Here is a 16,918-nt window from a genome sequence, read left to right on the forward strand (position 1 = left end):
GCTTTTATTATGCCCTGTCATAAGGCTTAAAACTGGGCGTACTCACAGTCGGAGTATAACGGCTTACTCCCGTAGCTGGAGAGCAGCTATAAAAATCTATGGAGGTTGATAGTAATGGATTGGTTAAAAGAATTGCTCAAGAAATTAGGGGTAGCAGATACAGAGATAGACAAGATTGATGCCGAGGTAGTCAAAGAGCTGCCAAAGCACTTTGTATCTAAGACTCAGTACAACGAGGTTACCGAAGCCAAGAAGAAGGCCGAGAAGGACGTCACAGAGCGAGACAAACAAATTGAGGAGCTGGGCAAGACGGCTGGCTTATCGGAGGAATTGAAGCAACAGATTCAGGCTCTACAGACCGAGAACAAGGAAGCTGCCGAGAAGCATGCCACTGAGATGAAAGAACTGCAACTGTCGAATGCGATCAAGTCGGCACTGTCTGGCAAAGTCCATGACGAGGATCTGGTAGCCGGTTTGTTTGACAAGGATAAGTTGGTTATCAACGATGGCAAGGTTGTAGGTCTGGACGAGCAGCTTAAGACGCTGCAAGAGTCCAAGGCTTTTTTGTTTAAGTCGGATGAGTCTCAGCAGCAACAACGGCAGACGCCTGCGGGATTCCGAGTAGGTGGCGGAGGTAACCCGAATCCACCAGCTGCGACAGCAACCCTCAAGGACGCGATAGCAGCTCATTTTCAAAAATAATTTTAGGAGTGATTATTCATGGCAATTACACTATCTGAAGCAAAGAAAAACGTCCAGGACGCATTGACGTTGGGCGTGATCGATGAATTTCGCAAAAACAACTTTTTGTTGGAGAACTTGACGTTTGATGATGCAGTTTCCCCTACAGGTGGCGGAGCTACTTTGACTTATGGCTATACACGCCTAATTACGCAGCCAACGGCCCAATTCCGGGCGGTCAACGAAGAGTACACACCGCATGAGGTAACTAAGCAGCGGCATACGGTTGACCTTAAAATCTTTGGCGGCACGTTCCAACTGGACCGTATCATTGCAGGTATGGGCGGTATTGCGGATGAAGTACAGCTGCAAATGACCCAAAAGATCAAGGCAGCTCAAGCCTTGTTTAACGACACCGTTATTAATGGGGATTCGGCGGTAGATGCGAAGTCGTTTGACGGTCTCGACAAAGCATTAACAGGTTCCAGCACGGAGTACATCCCGTCTGCTGCCATTGACCTATCCACTTCCGATGCGATCGATACCAACTATAAGGTGTTTCTCGATCAACTCGATGAGTTTCTGATGGGGCTGGACGGCGATCCATCCGCAATCATGGGTAACCTTAAGCTCATCGCTAAGATCAGAGCTTGCGCACGTCGTGCCGGGGCTTATCAAATTACAAGGAATGACTTCGGCGGGCAGGTAGAGACTTACAATAACATCCCGCTCGTTGACTTGGGCGCAAAAGCGGGTACAAATGACCCGGTTGTTGGTACAAACGCAAACGGAGAAACAAGCATCTATGTTCCACGTCTTGGCTTGGATGGTTTCCACGGTGTATCTATGGCTGGTCATCCTCCGGTGCGGACATGGCTGCCTGACTTTACAACTTCCGGCGCCGTGAAAACAGGTGAGGTGGAAATGGTCGCAGCCGTGGCACTCAAGGCCACTAAAGCAGCCGGAGTTATGCGTAAGATTAAAGTAGCGTAAGGAGGGAAATCCATGAAATACAAAGACGATTTGCCGAATGGTTGGGTTAATGGTTATTATGTCGGGTTGCGGCAAGGCACGAATACGCAGGACAGTCTGGAGCCTGCTGCAGACGGATATGAGGTACAGCGCGATACACAGCGTCAGGGGACGGTAACGCCTGACAAGCTCCAGCCTAATTATCCGGAGCCAGATACTGGAACAAAGCCAGATCCAGAACCAGATAAAGGCGGTGAACAGGGTAATGGCTAAAATAACAGCACCCAACACCCAATACAACGGCCTATCGGCTACAGTCATGTTTGTTAACGGCGTAGGTGAAACGGATGACCCTCATTTGTTGGAGTGGTTTGAAAGTAGAGGCTATACGGTGGAACAATCAGAACCGGAAAAGCCAGCCAAGAAAGGCAAGTGATCAGCATGGTCTATGCAACGGCAGCCGACTACGATAAGTACGGTGATGGTGTAATCCCTGCTGACCAACTGGAGAAGGCTCTGGACCGTGCCTCTGATCAGATCGATCGGCTAACCTATAATCGCATTGTGGCGTGTGGGTTTGAGAACCTCACGCCTTTTCAGCGTACCAACGTGATTAAGGCGACTTGTCAGCAGGCTGATTTCGTTTACAAATATGGTGATTATCTGACCATGCCGCTATCTGGATACAGTGCAGGCAGTACGAGCATGACATTCAAGGCGGCTACAGGTGCCGGTGGAGTCCAGACCACGGACGCCGTGCTTGACTTGCTGGTACCTACAGGACTGACCGATCGGAGGATAGGCCGATGAGATTCCCATTCCCCAGCTGGAACCAGGTCACTCCGGTTAAGGTCTATCAGACTGAGCAGGGCCGACATGGTGAGACTGAGACGCTGATCTATGATAAGAAGTGTTTCTACGACGAGAAGTCCAGACAGGTACTCGACGCTGAGCGGCGTCTGGTGTTGCTTTCTGGATTGATCATTATTGAGGGCGACATTAACCCGGGTAAAGTCATTGAGGGCTATGTGGTCGTCAACGGGGAGCGGAAGAACATCTATCGAGCAAAGCGGCCACGGAACCCGGACGGCAGCGTATTCTCCACGGAATTGGAGCTGAGCTAAATGAAGGTTAATGTAAAGGTCACTCTTAATCAGGCGGCTCTCAAGAACCTAGAGCAAATTCAGCGGCAAGCGCTAGAGATGACGGCAGAGGCGGTTTTGACCGACATTAAGACTTCGGGTGTTGTTCCGAAGGATACAAGCCAGTTGGAGCTAAGTGGATTTGTAGACTTAACGGAGATTAGACAGGGCATAGCGTCCATCGTCTTTGATACGCCATATGCCCGGCGGCTATATTGGCATCCGGAATATAACTTCAGGACCGATAAAAACCCGAACGCTCGGGGTAAATGGATGGAGCCTTATTATTCAGGTGAAAAGAAGAAGTTTGTCCAGCAGACATTCGCCGCTTTTGTTAAGCAGCTCAGTAAGGGGATGATCAAATGACACTGGACGATGTTGTAAACTGGCTTGAAACGGTTGTCGATTGTCCGAACTGGTACATCGGGCAGATTGGTAAGCCAGATAAATCCATAGGCTTGTATAACACGACTGGAGCACAGCCCAGGATCGCTGTAGGTGGTCTTGGAGCTACCGGGTATGTTATCAAGCCTATTTCTATTTTGGTTCACTGGGGGCGCAATGCGGACGCAGCAGAGCGCAAGGCCCAAGAAGTATATAATGCCTTCTTTGGCGTTTCCAATGTTGATATCGGCGGCAAGCGTGTATCCATGTTTAAGATGGTCACGCCGCAGCCGGTTAATGCGGGAACGGACAGTGAGGGTGTTTTCGAGTATGTGATCGAAACACATATTTATCATGAAAGGTAAGGTGAGAACATGGCAACAGTGACTAGCGGAGTTTTTCCGGTTTTTGATATTAAGTTTAAGGTCGGCACAAAGGGCCGTTCAAGCGATGCTGCTGATATGGCGATCATCAAAGAGATGGAAACCTTCTCGATTGCCATTGATACCAACGTGGAGGAATGGACTCCTATGGAGACTGAGGGCTGGGTGCGGAGGCTTGCTACAGGGAAGGGATTTAGTATTACCCTTAACGGCAAGCGGCATGTCGGCGATCCCGGCAATGACTATGTGGCGAATACAGCGTGGAAGTCAGGGCTTGATTGCTCCAGTAAAGCGGAGATTGAGTTCCCGGATGGATCCAAGTTGGAATTTGATTGTATTGTGAGTGTATCAGCTCCGAATGGCGGCGATTCGACGGCTGTATCCGCATTGGAATGCGAGCTACAATCTGACGGCAAACCAACCTATACACCAGCTCCAGTTACACCCTAAACGGCGGTCGCTTAAGCGGCCGTCTATTTAATTTTGAAAGGATGATTATAAATGGCAAAGACAATTGATATTACAAGCAGGCTGACTAATGAGCGTCCGGTTCTTAAGCTAGGCGAAGGTAAAGAATATCCGATCGATAATCGTAAGAACACGGTTTTTCAAATTCAAGCCAAGATAGATGAAGGTGGAGAAGGAACGGCATACATTGACGAGGTTCTCGCGCTGGCACTTGGTGAGGAAGCGGCAAAAGAGATCAACGAATCTGATATTTCTTTTGCTGACTATCAGATTATCTTCGTGGCTGTTCTGGCTGGGGCCACTGGTGAGGATTTCGAGGTGGTGGAAGCCCGATTTCTCACAGTCAAAAGCCAGGCCTAACAACTGGTATGACCTGTACGAGGATTGGGGCCTAATCGAATCCTCCATTGCCATGCAGTATGGTATTCGGCTTCGTGCCGAGCCGGACATGACCTGGGATGAGTTTTGCACTCTACTTGCCGGGATCATGCCGGAGACACCGCTTGGCCAGATCGTGCAGATCCGGAGCGAGACTGACCGCGAGAAGCTTAAAAACTTTACTCCGGAACAGCATCGCGTCCGGAATGAGTGGCGGTCAAGAGGACTGAAGCAAGTCCAATGGACGGAGGAAGAGAAGGCCAAGGCTGCGCAGGAATTCCAGAAAATAATAGAGCAAGCATTCGGGGCGACTCCGGAATAGGGGCCGCCTTTTGATTTGTCTGGCGAGGGGGTGAACAGATGTCAGATGAAGTAGGCAAGGTTAGTCTAGGCCTGGAACTGGTGGGCGGTGGCGATCTAAACAAGCAGATCACCATGGCAGCCGGCACTATTGGGGAACAGCTGACCAAATCTCTGCAATCTACGTTTAAAGGATTCAGCCTGAAGACCTTTGCGACTAATATTTCTCAGACACTCAAGACAACAACCGAGACAGCCATGAAAGGCATTACTGACGGTATGGAGAGTACGGTAACTGCGGTAGAGGGGCGGTTAATCAAGACGATATCCGTAGCTGATCAGGCAATGCGTAAGTCCATCGAGGATAACAAAACGGCTGCCGAGGCTGCTATTGATAGTGTAGGCGCTAAGTTAGGCGGGCTAAAGGCTCCATCGTTTTTTAGCAAGCTGGCGATCCCGAATTTACAGCCGGCTGCGACTGCTGCAGCTACTCCAGCAATGCCGGCGCCCAGAACAGTAGTTAAGGCCAAGGCGCCGGAAATAGATACATCAGCAGCCAAGGCAGAGATTGAGAGCCTGACCGCAGTCCTGGATAATGTGAACGCCAAGATTGAGATACAGGAGCGCAAGCTTGCTGATCTTAAGCAGGCCTATAACGAGACGTTTAATGATGCCGGCAAAGCCAAGCTTCAGGAGAAGATCGTTAACACCGAAGCAACGCTGCTGCGATTAACGAACACCAGTGATAAGACAGCGAGGAAGATATGGGAGCTGGAGGACAGTCTTAAAAATGCTGGGCAAGCTGCCATTCAAGTCGAGAAGCCCGTTGGCAATCTTGGGCAGAAGATGATCCAAACGAATAAACCGTTGAAGGCGGCAAAGGGGAATTTAGATCAGGCTGCGAAGTCAGCGGTTAAGGCTAGTTCCTCCTTTGGTGCCGCTGCCCGTAGCTCTACGCATATGGGTAACTCCTTCACCAAGGCGATAAGTCGTATTCTCAAGCAAGTATTTGTCTTTGCGATCATCTATAAGGCAATTCGCGGGTTTCAGGATTATATGGGCGGAGCGCTCAAGACTAACGCTCAATTTGCGGCATCGCTGAACGCCATCCAGACCAATCTGCGTGTTGCCTTTCAACCAATTTATGAGGCGATCCTGCCAGCTATCAATGCCTTAATGAGCGCACTAGCCAAGATCACAGCCTATATAGCCGCCTTTATATCGGCTTTGTTTGGCAAGACCTATCAGCAATCCTACCAGGCAGCCAAGGGGATAGAAACAGCCAAGAAGGCTATGGAGGGTTACGGTAAGTCCAGTAAAAAGGCAGGGAAAGAAGCCAAAGGCGCACTGGCTGGATTTGACGAGCTGAACACTCTGGACTTTTCCAAAGCGGATACCGGAGTGGATGACGGCGGCGGTGGCGGTGCTGGCGGATTTGAAATGCAGCAGCCTGATATGGACATTACTGGCATCCAAGCCAAAATGGACGAGCTGGCGGCGGGCGTAAAGTCTACGTTTGACAAGGCATGGTCTGGCGTTAAGCAGGGTTGGGAGTGGACGGTTAAAACATTTGGCCCCTCATTCCAAGCCGCATGGGCTGAGATATCCCCAACCCTGGATCGCTGGAAAGAGCAGTTCAAAACCATGTTTGAGGATGTTAAGACTTTGGGCGCTCCTTTGGGCGAATGGTTCAAGACGGGCCTGGTAAAAAACATACAGGACGGCGTAGAGCTTGCAGGTCATGTTTGGGCTGGGTTATCGGACAGCGCCCAAAAAGTCGTAGCCAGCTTGTGGGAGGCCGCTTTCCCCATCTTGGATAAGTTTGTCACCGAAGGACTGCCACGAATATCGGAGTTTGTTACGGGAGCCCAGGAGATTTTCCGAAAACTGTTTGATCTTGTAAAACAAATCTTTGATGATATCTGGCGTGATGCGGTGGATCCAGCCCTAAAACTGGTTTCCCAAATCATCCAAGACACCATGGATATGGTCTATAAGTGGTGGGATAACTGGGGCAAAAAAATCGTCGATAAGCTTAAAGAAGCCTTGGACGGGATTAAAAAGCTTTGGAGTAACCTTTGGGATAATTACCTAAAGCCTGTTACGCAGAGCGCGCTCAAGTTTCTGACGGACCTGTGGGATAAGCATCTTAAAGGCTTGGTTGAAGAAGTGATGAACTTTGTTGGTAAATTGATCGATGCGGCTTTAGATATCTTCAACAAGTTTATCCTGCCCATTGCGAACTGGCTCGTTAAAACCTTGGGGCCCGTCTTTGCAGAGGTATTTGATGTAATACTAAAGTGGCTGGGCAATCTGATTGGCGGCATCATTGACGCGGCCAAAAACATTATTAAGGCACTGGGTGGCATTGTTGACTTTATCGCCGGGGCATTTACAGGAGACTGGAAAAGAGCCTGGGAAGGGATTAAAACCTTTTTCCAAGGAATTGCCGATGCGATCGGTAGCATCTTTAAAGGTGTGATTAACGGCATCATTGAAGCCCTTAACTGGATGATTCGACAGTTGAATAAAATCAAAATCGATATCCCGGAATGGGTACAGAAGCTTACGGGAGCGGGGGCTACATTCGGGTTTAATATCGCTGAGATACCGAAGCTGGCTAAAGGCGGCCTTGCCTACGGCCCTACATTGGCGATGGTCGGAGATAACAAAGGAGCTGCGGCGGATCCGGAAGTGATCAGTCCATTGAGTCAATTACAAGATATGATCAGCTCTGGCTATCAACCGATGATTGAGCTTCTGGTGATGATTGCAGATATTTTGCGCAATATCGAAGCCAAGGAATGGAGAAGCACCATCGGTGATTTGGAGTTTGGTAGATATGTGGGTCGAGCCATAGGAAAGGCGGAGCAGCAATTAGGCTATGCTTTATTTGATAGGTAGGAGGTAAATATGCAACTTAAAATAAACAGTCAGGAGATTGCCGAATATCCGTCCACTTTTCAGGTTACAATTCTGGATTTGGATGATGGCGAGTCTTCGGTGCGGACGACGGACGGCTCACTAAATCGGGACAGGATAGCCGTTAAGCGTCAAATCGAAATGAACTGGGGGCCGCTGAAATGGGATAAGGTATCCGCTATTTTACGATCTATGGAAGACATCTTTTTCCCGGTGACTTATCCCGATCCGATGACAGGAAAATATGAGACCAAGACTTTTTATGTGGGTAACCGCCCTACACCTTTCGCCGTCGCCAAGGGAAATGAAATATTATGGAATGGCCTTAAGGTCACTCTGACGGAGAAGTGATGCTATGTATCCAATAAGCCCAATCTTTGCGGATTATATAAAACGTCATGACCGGCAGTTTATTGTCAAAGTGGTCATTGATGGAACGGAGTACACCAGCGCACAGATTGTTGAATTTAGCTTGAATCATTTGTTAGCGGGTGGAGATAACTTTGAACTAGGGACGGCTATTCCGTCCGACCTGACGCTTAAGCTCCGGCTACCTGACCCGATTAGACCGAACGCGAAAGTTGTTCCGTACCTGGCTCTATCCTTGGAAAGCATGAGCTGGTTAGAAGCCGAATATCCGTGGGAATCGATGGATATCCCATGGATATCTGGTGCGACAGAGTGGCTGCCGCTGGGTGAGTTTTATATCGACACTCGCCAAAAGATCAATGATGTCTGGACGTATACCTGTTTTGACAAGTTGATCACCGCCAATGTGCCGTATATCTCCCAGCTCAGCTATCCAACTACACAAAAAGCCGTATTTGACGAGATTTGTAATCGACTTGGTTTTACGTATGATAGCAGCGTGGTGATCAACCCATCCTATCAGATTCAAGCAGGGCCAGCGGGGTATACGTGCCGGCAGGTGCTGGCTTATATCGCAGGAGCTAATAGCGCTAGTATCTTTATGGGTAAGGATGGCGTCATGCGCTTCAAACGGTTTTCGGCAGGGGCTCCTGCGGTATTTGAAATGACCACGGCGGATTATATTCGCGTGAAGCAGACTAACCCGCTCAAGACGTTTACGCGGATCGTGGTCACGTACAACACGGAGGAGAAGCTGACCTACGAGGCTGGCAGCGGGGATGAGAATCATACGCTTTACCTTGAGAACCCATTTATGACCCAAGCGCAGGTTAACGCGATGTACGTCGCTCTGAATGGCTTGACCTATTTGCCGCTCACCATGGACTCAAGGGGCTTTCCTCAGCTTGACCAGGGTGATGTGATCGGGTTCGAGCAGCGTGAAGGCGGTAGCTGGATCGACACAAATGTATCCTGGATGGACATGGACATTCCATGGGATGGCATCCAGCGTTATACGTCTTTTATCCTGCGGCAGTCCTACAGCTTTAAGGGTGGTCTGACCCATAAGATCGAAGCGCCGTCACAGTCGGAGCAGCGGAGCGAGTATAAAATTGAAGGCAGCCTGACGCAGCAAGTGAACAAGCTGAACAAGGAAAACGTGAAGTTTGATAAGTCGTATTACGGCATTACTCATAGTCGTACCGAGGGGATCGTGGTTGAGCGAGAAGACCATAAGAGCAAGCTGACATTAAATAGCGATAAGATGGACTGGCAAGTTAATGGCCAATCTAGTCTCTATTACGATGCTCAGGCGAATAGGTTAAAGTTTACGGGTCACCTCGAAGCTGCTACTGGTACTTTTAGCGGCGATCTCAAGGCGGCCGGTGGTACATTTACGGGTACCCTGCAAGGTGTGGATGGCACATTCAGCGGATCGCTTCAGGCGGCAACGGGAACGTTTAGCGGTAATCTATCCGCAGCTGGCGGCACGTTCAAGGGGAATTTATCTGCTGCCGGAGGAACCTTTACAGGAACACTGGTTGGGGTAGATGGTACATTCTCAGGGACTATTACAGCTTCAACTATTATAAGCTCTGAGATTATGACATCCTTAGGAGGTTACCCAAGGGCTGAAATGAGTAGTTCAAACAGAATGTTCTCTGTATGGTCCTCAAGCAACACCGGAATTGAAATGAGATCAACGGGATCTAATTACCTTTCCGAAATGCGCTTTTCAAACGGAGGTTCATACGCAACAATGAGCCTTCCAAGCTCAGGAACAGGTTTGCTATTAGACGGATCATCATCTCTGACGGCAGAATTCAGCAATATCTATCTTCGTGGGTATAACAGCGTAACAGTTCCAAGTTGGAGCACCTTCAGATCCACGTATGAAGGAGAATCAATCAGATCGGCATTAGATAGACTGGCTATAAATCTTACTTTTGACAATACTACAAGAAACTTAAAGCTTTGGAGCCAAGGAGGTTCTTTACTTGCCCAAGTGAACATCCCAAAATAAACTTGAAACTTTTGTCGAACATAACCGATAATAGGTATAAGAAAATTTTACCTTAGGGAGTGTTTGTGTTGAAAAAGTTTATGGCTGGGTTTATTGTTAGTGCGCTATTGTTTGGGGCAATCCCGGCATTTGCTGATGGAGTAAAAAGTATCTTTGGAGCTAAAGTTACAGGTGTTTACACAGTTCAAAAACCAAACGGTGAAAAGGTTGCAGATGGAGCGGTATTAAACGGTTCTGCTTATGTGCCGGTAAGAGCCATGTCGGAGGCAGTTAATAGGCCATTGACTGTAGATTCGAAAAAGAAGGTGATTATTCTGGGTGATACTAGCGGTTCAGTTTCATCTTCTTATGATGAACTAAATATTAAAAAAAATGCGCTGCTCGATAAGTTAAAAGTGGCTGAAACAGCAATCAATGAATATGAAACTGATGTGATTCCTAGAGCGAAAGATAGAGTAGAAGGAGCAATTAATGAGGTAGAAAGAGATCAGAAAACCGAATTTCTGAATGAGAGAACCAAAGAACTCAATCAATACAAATCCGAATTAGCCGATCTTCAAAAGCAACTTGCCGAGATCGATGCTCAGATTGCAGAGCTTAACAAATAACATACCGATCTATCAAAGGTCTCTCCAATGGAGGGGCCTTTTAATATGCCTAGAAAGGGTGAAGGAAATGCACGCATTAGAAATTAAGGATAAAGGTATTTATCTAGATGGGGTTCGTGTTAAAGGGGTTGTCGATTACAAGTTGGAGGAAACAGCATGTGGTCGCCCTCAAATCAATATGACCCTGGTAGTGGAAAATGCGAAGGTCACACCAAAGGAAGAACCGGAGGTCATCTCGCCTGGATCTGCTTTGAAGGAATTGATTGAACATATCACGGGAGATGAGGTAAAAGCAGCTAAGGTGTACTATGGCGTTACTGCAAGCAAGCCAGATATTTCGGAACAAATCCGTCAGATCGTGAGAGAAGAGTTAGCCGCTGCTTCCTTGGAAGAGTCAACGGCTATACTAAACTCAATTAAGGAAGCTATTCGTTGTTCTTCTGCAATTCATCGACCACATTTTGCAGAAGAGAAATGATAAACACTGACATATTTGTTTGTAATGCCACCGCAGTATGAGCTATCACTTCTTGTTTGGAAATGTTTCCTTCTGATGCCTTTCTAGCAAGTTCAGTAATTTGGTCTTTGAACAATTTGTTAGTATCGTTCTGGATGGCCACTGCTAGTTCAGCAACATCTATACGTTTTCTCACATCCAAAACCTCCCTTCTATTAATAATGGTCTGACAACCGTTATTTCGACAAATAGGGAGGTTTTACCTTTATATTAGGCAAGGGGTGACTATATCCGTGATTTGGATATTGGTATTAAGCATTGTCGTGATATCTGCCATTGTGTACATCACAATTTATAATTCAGACGATTTCAGTCCAGAGCAGTATTATTACAAGACAACTAATGGTTTGTACTTTTCCATTAAATTAACCGAACCGGAACATATCAAAGAAGTTGCGTTAAAACGGGCTTGTGGATTGTTGGGCGTATCTTTGACCTCAGTCCGGGAGATAAACGCTTCCGAATATAGTTTATCCGGCGAGACAATAGCAAAAATCAGACTTTGAAAGAAGGTGACATAAATGGCACAGATACAACCCGTCGTCCGCTGTGAGCTTGATCCTCTTAAGCCGGTACCAGAGATATGCTCCGTGATCATGGCCGTAACTCCATACCATCCAGGTAACGAAGAAGCGATCCTGCGGGGGGTTAAGGAAGCGGTCGATCAGCGGTTAGAACAACTCAAGAAAGGAGCTGAATCAAGTGGCGAACAGGTACGGAAACCTAACTCCAAGTAAAAAGATCAGCGAGGACTTCCAGAATATCAATATTGGCTTTGATCGGGTACAAGCTGACATGGACGCCAATAAGACGGCAGCAGACGACCATATAGCCAATGCCGATATTCACGTCACAAAGGCTCAAAAGGCAGAATGGGACAGCAAGGCTTCAGGTAGTACCGCGACAGAATTGACCTCTCATATTGATGATCAGGTCGTACACGTCACACAGGCCGACCATGACAAGCTTGACAGTATTGAGGATGGAGCAGAGGTTAACCAAAACGCCTTTGCCAAGGTCAATGATATTGCTGCTGCGGATCCGTCATCACAGTTTTACATTGTTGGTGGCGTGGGGATCACAGTAACGACTAATCCCAACAATGGAGAAGTTACAATCACGGCAACAGGTGACGCTACTCCAGGCGCACACGGCAGCACGCATACTGAGCATGGAGCCGATCCGATCCCAACGGCAACTCTTACAGAGGGCGGTTTGCTATCAGCCGCGCAGCTTGCGGAGATCGTAACTCATGGAGAACTACTGGAGGAGCAAGGCGAAGCGATAACCGCTTTAGAAACTCGTCTTAATACCGCCGACACATCCCAACTAACGCTCCAACCTGGCTTACAGGTAGTCAGCGCTGCTAAGGACGCACGATTTAACCTTGGTTCTATCAAAGGTAAATCGGAGATCAACGGGAGCGGCAGAATCGGCATCATCGGCGTAGAGAATCCCTATGTAATACGGTATGGAGAGAATCTATTGCCGCCGTTTTATGAGTGGAACGAGTCCGCGAAACTCTCTATCCCTGTTTCGGGCAAGTATGCGATGCAGTTGGTCAAAACGTCTGCCACCGACTTCGCAACAAAAGTCAGTCCGACTATGGCCTTGCCAACAAATCGGGCATTTACGTTTAGCGTGGACGTTGACGCTGTATTTACTGCGTCGGGCATATACGGGACGTACCTGAATATTTTTACGGAGGATAGCAACGGAACGCCATCAAATATGGATTTATCAGGTACAACATATTACAGAAACACCTCAGGGGCGTACACCATTTATTGCACTTTCACCGTCCCTAGCGACAGTCGTAAAATCTGGACTTTAATAGGCGTAGACGCTGCCTCTACTGGAATGTTTACCTTTAAAAACCCGATGCTCACACTCGGCACCGAAGCCAAACCGTTTCAACCACGCGAAGACTCTATGCTTGCCTTCCAGACAGAGTTACACGCTAATCCGGATACGGGGGCTGAGCCTGACGTATTGTTTGAGCGTGAGGGGCAGTATTTTAAGCTGGAGAAGTGGAAGAAGGTTGTGCTGGGTGGGTCGTTGGATTGGACTCTCCATTCCAATCTAACCGGATATAAGGTTGTTAAGGTGAATAATGGGCGGATTTCTGGATTTGTTAATAATGCACCAGGTAATAAGTATGTAACAAAATATAACGGAAACTCGATACCTTGGGTGACTACAAGTGATGCGGCGGAGGATGCGTTTTGGAACGATACAAACTATGAGGGCGGAACTTTTTTAATTAAGATTGCCAACACCGATAGTGGATGGGGAGACGCCTACACACCGACAGTAGACGAGATTAAGGCGTATTTTTGGGGATGGTCCATGTGTAATCAAGATGGCTCAGTTCCTTACGATGGTAACGATACAAAGCGTTGGAAACAAATTGGTAAGCAAGGAGTAGCGGACACCAGGGTGCTACCAACGTCTAAAGCCCCTAATCGAGACCCGTACAACCTTCTCTATCGCTTGGCTAAGGAAACTATCGAACCCGTCGTGCATGAAGGATGCCTAACACTTTCCGAAGGCGATAACGTGGTAGAAGTAGGTACGGGGATTGTATTAAGGGAACGGGCGAATCCTAAAGCTGATGCATATGGGAATTATCAGTTTAATACGGGCATAGCTGGATGGGAATCGACCAGACTTAAGTATCGAGTAGATAAACTGATTAAAGTATTTAAAAATAATAATATAGATAAATGGATCATCGAAAATGCGGATGCTTATGGTAATCAACGCGCTATAAAACTAGCAAGTGAGTTTGACCAATCCGCAGCCTACAGCGCTACCTATCTCAAGCTAGACAAATCGCCTGTCGTCCCGATCTCTGGCGTAGTAGCCGCGAATGAAAAGGCGCAACTATCCGACTTAACAGCAGGCGTGGCCGAAGCGTTACACGGTGTATCGGTGTTGCAAATGAAGAAAGCGGAGAAGGATGCACCGGGGTTAATTATGCCAACGTTGCTCAACGGGTGGAAACTCTACACTGATCCAGCCTATGCCTTTAAAGGTTATAACAAGGATAGTGTAGGAGTTGTTAGGCTCTTTGGTTTAATAACGGGTGGCGTAGCAGGAGCACCGGTATTTTATCTACCCGAAGGGTACAGACCTGCACAAAATTCGCGGTTTATTGTGCCTGTATCTGATGGGTCCGTGGGGACCATTGACGTTGACACAGCGGGCAGAGTGTCTATTATAACTGGAATTACAACATCAGGCATTTCACTAACCTTATCTTTTCTAAGCGCTTAAAGGAGTGATACACATTGAAAGCTGAGAGAGCAGTACCTAAAGTAAATATAGACGGCCTCTACTTGAAGGATACGATAGTGGACGATGCCTTTTACGGTGTCGTCCCTTTTTATGCCGATCCGCCCGTGCTGGAACCGGAGCTGCCGCCTGAAACTGATGACCCTGTGGAAGACGAGCAGCCAGAGGAAGAGACTGAACCGGAGATTGCCGGGTATATCGTTGGTGTGCCAGTACCGCCAGGGCTGTATAGGCCGCGCTTTGATTTGGCGGCGTGGGAAGCGAGGGAAGAGGATGAGTTGCTCGATCCGTCCGAATACTGGCAGGAAGGTTTAACGCCGGAAGAGATTGAGGAGCTGACCAAGCCGCAGCCGCAGGAGTCTGAACTTGATCAACTGAAGCAAGACGTTACAGGGTTAAAACAAGACACTGCTGATTTAGCGTCCGGACTAGATCAGGTTGCACGAAAGGCTGATGATCGCCTTGAGGACGTCAGCACAATTGGCTCCGAACAGGTCAAGCAAGACTTGGCTACGCTTGACCTAAAACGACAGAGTACTGTTATCGGTGGCGAGTTGGTTAAAAAGGATATAGCTATCCTTGACTTATATCAACAAAACCAGGCACTTGGTCAGATGTTGGCAGCCCTGGAGTTAAAAATTTTAGCAGGAGGCGAATCAAATGTTTAATAGTGATTTCGAGAGACTTTCATATTATTACGAAAAGAAATGGGTATCTGATGTTCAACTTCGGCTTTATGTATCCTTTAACGTCATTACGGCAGCGGAGTTTAAGGTAATTACGGGTAAGGATTATAAAGCTTAATAGATTATGCCCTCGGAGCTGATCCGGGGGCTATTTACATGGAGAGGATGTGCACACATGGATGGAGTGCAAACCGAAGTCCTTCAGCGGCTGACGCGGGTGGAGACAAAGGTGGACAATATGGACGAGAAGCTGGATCGAGCGATTACAGCCAATGAAACGGCAGTGGAGGCTCTTTCTTCGGCGAAGTCAGCTCACCATAGATTGGACAAGATCGAGGATGCACAGAAGTGGCTATGGCGCACTATTGGAGCGTCGATTATTACGATTGTCGTAGGGGCTATTTTAACGGTAATTAAATTACAGGGAGGGGCTTAAACATGCGCAAGATATCTGATGCAGGCATTAAGCTGATTAAAAACTTTGAAGGCTGCCGCTTAACGGCGTACAAGCCGGTACCTACCGAAACATATTGGACGATTGGCTGGGGCCATTACGGTCCTGACGTTAAGCAAGGTCAGACCATTACACAGGCTCAAGCTGACAGCATGCTGCTTGCTGACCTACCTAAGTACGAGGCATACGTTAATAACCCGGCTTATGTGCCAGTGACCGAGCAGCTCAATCAACATCAGTTCGATGCATTGGTCAGCTTCTGTTATAACTGCGGATCTGGGAACTTGCAGACTCTTTGCAAGGGCCGCAGCATTGCACAGATTGCAGACAGTTTGACCAAGTACAACAAGGCAGGCGGTAACGTGCTAGCTGGACTGGTCAAGCGGCGTAAAGCTGAACAGGAGCTTTATAACACACCAGTAAAGGAGGCACCCAAAATGGCAGAGCGGGACATTAATAAAGTAAGCCCATGGGCGGCAGCGGCTTGGGACGAAGCTACGGCAAACGGATATTTTGATGGGACAAGACCAGGAGCTCCGATCACACGGGAAGAGGCGGCGATCGTAATCAATCGGGTAGTTAAAAATATCAAGGAGGTAATCGGCAATGAATAAGAAGAGATGGAGAAACTATGCTTTATGGGTAAGTATCGTATCCCAGGTGCTGCTCTTGCTTCAACTTCTTGGGCATTTGACAGGGCTGTTTGACTTAACCGAAGTCATGAAGAATGATATCTTGGCTGTAACGGATGTGCTGCTTGGCTTGCTTGCAACGTTAGGTATTATCTCTAACCCGACCAAGCCCGGCGGTCAAGGGTATAACTTGTAATATTATGGAAATGTGTTACAATATAAATGGAAGCACCGGTACCTGCCCTGTCAGCATCATGCTGGCGGGGCCTTTTTTATTTGGTGGGGTGGCAGTTATACCTGATAGTGAATATAATGTAGTGGGTGGGGACTCAGCCCCGTCTGGCGATCAACAGCTTCCTCTGAACCTAGGGAGGTTCAATCCCACTTTGTCTCAATCGGTAGGTGGGATTTTTTTTTTTTGCACGTTTAAATACCAACGTCATAATTTGGAGTATTGCTACAGTACTCATTATTGAATATAATTATAAGGTCAGTACAGGTAGCCCCCTGTTTGGCATTTTCTAAAAGACGTCCTCTGGAACCGGGAAGTCGCAAAAAAAAAAAAAAAATCCCACTCTGCCCTTAGTTGGTAAGTGGGATTTTTTTCCTTTTAAAAAAACCGCCCAAACTTAAATTACTTCCTTTTTTACAATTTTCATAAATCGGAAAAGCACAAGTCTTAACTCCATTCAATTCCGACAA

General features: G+C 47.6%; 24 protein-coding genes. 23 read left to right on the forward strand and 1 reads right to left on the reverse strand.

Annotated features, from left to right (window positions below):
- The first annotated feature begins 114 nt into the window (after nucleotides 1-114).
- The 16 genes from BN1360_RS09615 to BN1360_RS09690 all read left to right on the forward strand — a co-directional run bounded on the left by BN1360_RS09615 (nucleotide 115) and on the right by BN1360_RS09690 (nucleotide 11,108).
- On the forward strand, nucleotides 115-702 hold the full coding sequence (locus BN1360_RS09615; protein ID WP_068779657.1) for a phage scaffolding protein: 588 nt from the start codon (nucleotides 115-117) through the stop codon (nucleotides 700-702).
- An 18-nt stretch (nucleotides 703-720) separates the two neighbouring features.
- Entirely contained in the window at nucleotides 721-1,674 is a 954-nt protein-coding gene (locus BN1360_RS09620; protein ID WP_068779658.1) for a major capsid protein, read from the forward strand.
- A 12-nt stretch (nucleotides 1,675-1,686) separates the two neighbouring features.
- Nucleotides 1,687-1,926, forward strand: a complete 240-nt coding sequence (locus BN1360_RS09625) for a hypothetical protein (RefSeq protein WP_068779659.1) — start codon at nucleotides 1,687-1,689, stop codon at nucleotides 1,924-1,926.
- On the forward strand, nucleotides 1,919-2,089 hold the full coding sequence (locus BN1360_RS09630) for a hypothetical protein (RefSeq protein WP_157259342.1): 171 nt from the start codon (nucleotides 1,919-1,921) through the stop codon (nucleotides 2,087-2,089). Before BN1360_RS09625 ends, BN1360_RS09630 begins: the two co-directional genes overlap by 8 nt.
- A gap of 5 nt (nucleotides 2,090-2,094) precedes the next feature.
- Nucleotides 2,095-2,463 carry a head-tail connector protein gene (locus BN1360_RS09635; RefSeq protein WP_068779689.1) on the forward strand — a complete coding sequence of 123 codons (369 nt, stop codon included), beginning with the start codon at nucleotides 2,095-2,097 and terminating at the stop codon, nucleotides 2,461-2,463.
- Nucleotides 2,460-2,777 (forward strand): hypothetical protein, encoded by a 318-nt coding sequence (locus BN1360_RS09640; protein WP_068779660.1) that lies wholly within the window; start codon nucleotides 2,460-2,462, stop codon nucleotides 2,775-2,777. The genes BN1360_RS09635 and BN1360_RS09640 overlap by 4 nt, the downstream gene beginning before the upstream one ends.
- Nucleotides 2,778-3,161, forward strand: a complete 384-nt coding sequence (locus tag BN1360_RS09645; protein ID WP_068779661.1) for a hypothetical protein — start codon at nucleotides 2,778-2,780, stop codon at nucleotides 3,159-3,161.
- On the forward strand, nucleotides 3,158-3,544 hold the full coding sequence (locus BN1360_RS09650) for a minor capsid protein (protein WP_068779662.1): 387 nt from the start codon (nucleotides 3,158-3,160) through the stop codon (nucleotides 3,542-3,544). The genes BN1360_RS09645 and BN1360_RS09650 overlap by 4 nt, the downstream gene beginning before the upstream one ends.
- A gap of 9 nt (nucleotides 3,545-3,553) precedes the next feature.
- On the forward strand, nucleotides 3,554-4,012 hold the full coding sequence (locus BN1360_RS09655) for a phage tail tube protein (protein ID WP_068779663.1): 459 nt from the start codon (nucleotides 3,554-3,556) through the stop codon (nucleotides 4,010-4,012).
- A 51-nt stretch (nucleotides 4,013-4,063) separates the two neighbouring features.
- Nucleotides 4,064-4,390 carry a hypothetical protein gene (locus BN1360_RS09660; RefSeq protein ID WP_068779664.1) on the forward strand — a complete coding sequence of 109 codons (327 nt, stop codon included), beginning with the start codon at nucleotides 4,064-4,066 and terminating at the stop codon, nucleotides 4,388-4,390.
- Entirely contained in the window at nucleotides 4,335-4,730 is a 396-nt protein-coding gene (locus BN1360_RS09665) for a Gp15 family bacteriophage protein (protein WP_229520948.1), read from the forward strand. Before BN1360_RS09660 ends, BN1360_RS09665 begins: the two co-directional genes overlap by 56 nt.
- Before the next feature lie 38 nt (nucleotides 4,731-4,768).
- Nucleotides 4,769-7,612 (forward strand): phage tail protein, encoded by a 2,844-nt coding sequence (locus BN1360_RS09670; protein ID WP_068779665.1) that lies wholly within the window; start codon nucleotides 4,769-4,771, stop codon nucleotides 7,610-7,612.
- Between the two features lie 9 nt (nucleotides 7,613-7,621).
- Nucleotides 7,622-7,981 (forward strand): DUF6711 family protein, encoded by a 360-nt coding sequence (locus BN1360_RS09675; protein WP_068779666.1) that lies wholly within the window; start codon nucleotides 7,622-7,624, stop codon nucleotides 7,979-7,981.
- Between the two features lie 4 nt (nucleotides 7,982-7,985).
- Nucleotides 7,986-10,022 carry a bactofilin family protein gene (locus tag BN1360_RS09680; RefSeq protein WP_068779667.1) on the forward strand — a complete coding sequence of 679 codons (2,037 nt, stop codon included), beginning with the start codon at nucleotides 7,986-7,988 and terminating at the stop codon, nucleotides 10,020-10,022.
- 68 nt (nucleotides 10,023-10,090) lie between these two features.
- The gene (locus BN1360_RS09685) at nucleotides 10,091-10,630 is read left to right on the forward strand and encodes a kinetochore Spc7 family protein (RefSeq protein WP_068779668.1); all 540 of its coding nucleotides are present in this window, start codon (nucleotides 10,091-10,093) and stop codon (nucleotides 10,628-10,630) included.
- 67 nt (nucleotides 10,631-10,697) lie between these two features.
- Entirely contained in the window at nucleotides 10,698-11,108 is a 411-nt protein-coding gene (locus BN1360_RS09690) for a hypothetical protein (protein ID WP_068779669.1), read from the forward strand.
- Here BN1360_RS09690 and BN1360_RS09695 read toward each other — a convergent pair.
- Nucleotides 11,056-11,283, reverse strand: coding sequence for a hypothetical protein (locus BN1360_RS09695; RefSeq protein ID WP_148466547.1), 228 nt, complete (start codon nucleotides 11,281-11,283; stop codon nucleotides 11,056-11,058). The genes BN1360_RS09690 and BN1360_RS09695 overlap by 53 nt on opposite strands.
- A gap of 385 nt (nucleotides 11,284-11,668) precedes the next feature.
- Between BN1360_RS09695 and BN1360_RS09700 the strand changes: the two genes are divergently transcribed.
- The 7 genes from BN1360_RS09700 to BN1360_RS09730 are packed head-to-tail and all read left to right on the forward strand — an operon-like array spanning nucleotide 11,669 to nucleotide 16,412.
- Nucleotides 11,669-11,884 (forward strand): hypothetical protein, encoded by a 216-nt coding sequence (locus tag BN1360_RS09700; RefSeq protein ID WP_068779671.1) that lies wholly within the window; start codon nucleotides 11,669-11,671, stop codon nucleotides 11,882-11,884.
- Nucleotides 11,850-14,426: a hypothetical protein gene (locus BN1360_RS09705; RefSeq protein WP_068779672.1), complete on the forward strand. Its 2,577-nt coding sequence runs from the start codon at nucleotides 11,850-11,852 to the stop codon at nucleotides 14,424-14,426. The genes BN1360_RS09700 and BN1360_RS09705 overlap by 35 nt, the downstream gene beginning before the upstream one ends.
- A gap of 14 nt (nucleotides 14,427-14,440) precedes the next feature.
- Entirely contained in the window at nucleotides 14,441-15,112 is a 672-nt protein-coding gene (locus BN1360_RS09710) for a hypothetical protein (RefSeq protein ID WP_068779673.1), read from the forward strand.
- On the forward strand, nucleotides 15,105-15,248 hold the full coding sequence (locus tag BN1360_RS09715; protein ID WP_082790001.1) for an XkdX family protein: 144 nt from the start codon (nucleotides 15,105-15,107) through the stop codon (nucleotides 15,246-15,248). Before BN1360_RS09710 ends, BN1360_RS09715 begins: the two co-directional genes overlap by 8 nt.
- 57 nt (nucleotides 15,249-15,305) lie before the next feature.
- Nucleotides 15,306-15,566, forward strand: a complete 261-nt coding sequence (locus BN1360_RS09720; protein WP_068779674.1) for a hemolysin XhlA family protein — start codon at nucleotides 15,306-15,308, stop codon at nucleotides 15,564-15,566.
- 2 nt (nucleotides 15,567-15,568) lie between these two features.
- On the forward strand, nucleotides 15,569-16,198 hold the full coding sequence (locus BN1360_RS09725; protein ID WP_069188320.1) for a lysozyme: 630 nt from the start codon (nucleotides 15,569-15,571) through the stop codon (nucleotides 16,196-16,198).
- On the forward strand, nucleotides 16,191-16,412 hold the full coding sequence (locus BN1360_RS09730) for a phage holin (protein ID WP_068779675.1): 222 nt from the start codon (nucleotides 16,191-16,193) through the stop codon (nucleotides 16,410-16,412). The genes BN1360_RS09725 and BN1360_RS09730 overlap by 8 nt, the downstream gene beginning before the upstream one ends.
- Nucleotides 16,413-16,918 lie beyond the last annotated feature (506 nt).

Source organism: Paenibacillus sp. GM2 (genome assembly GCF_900069005.2).
Classification (GTDB): Bacteria; Bacillota; Bacilli; order Paenibacillales; family Paenibacillaceae; genus Fontibacillus.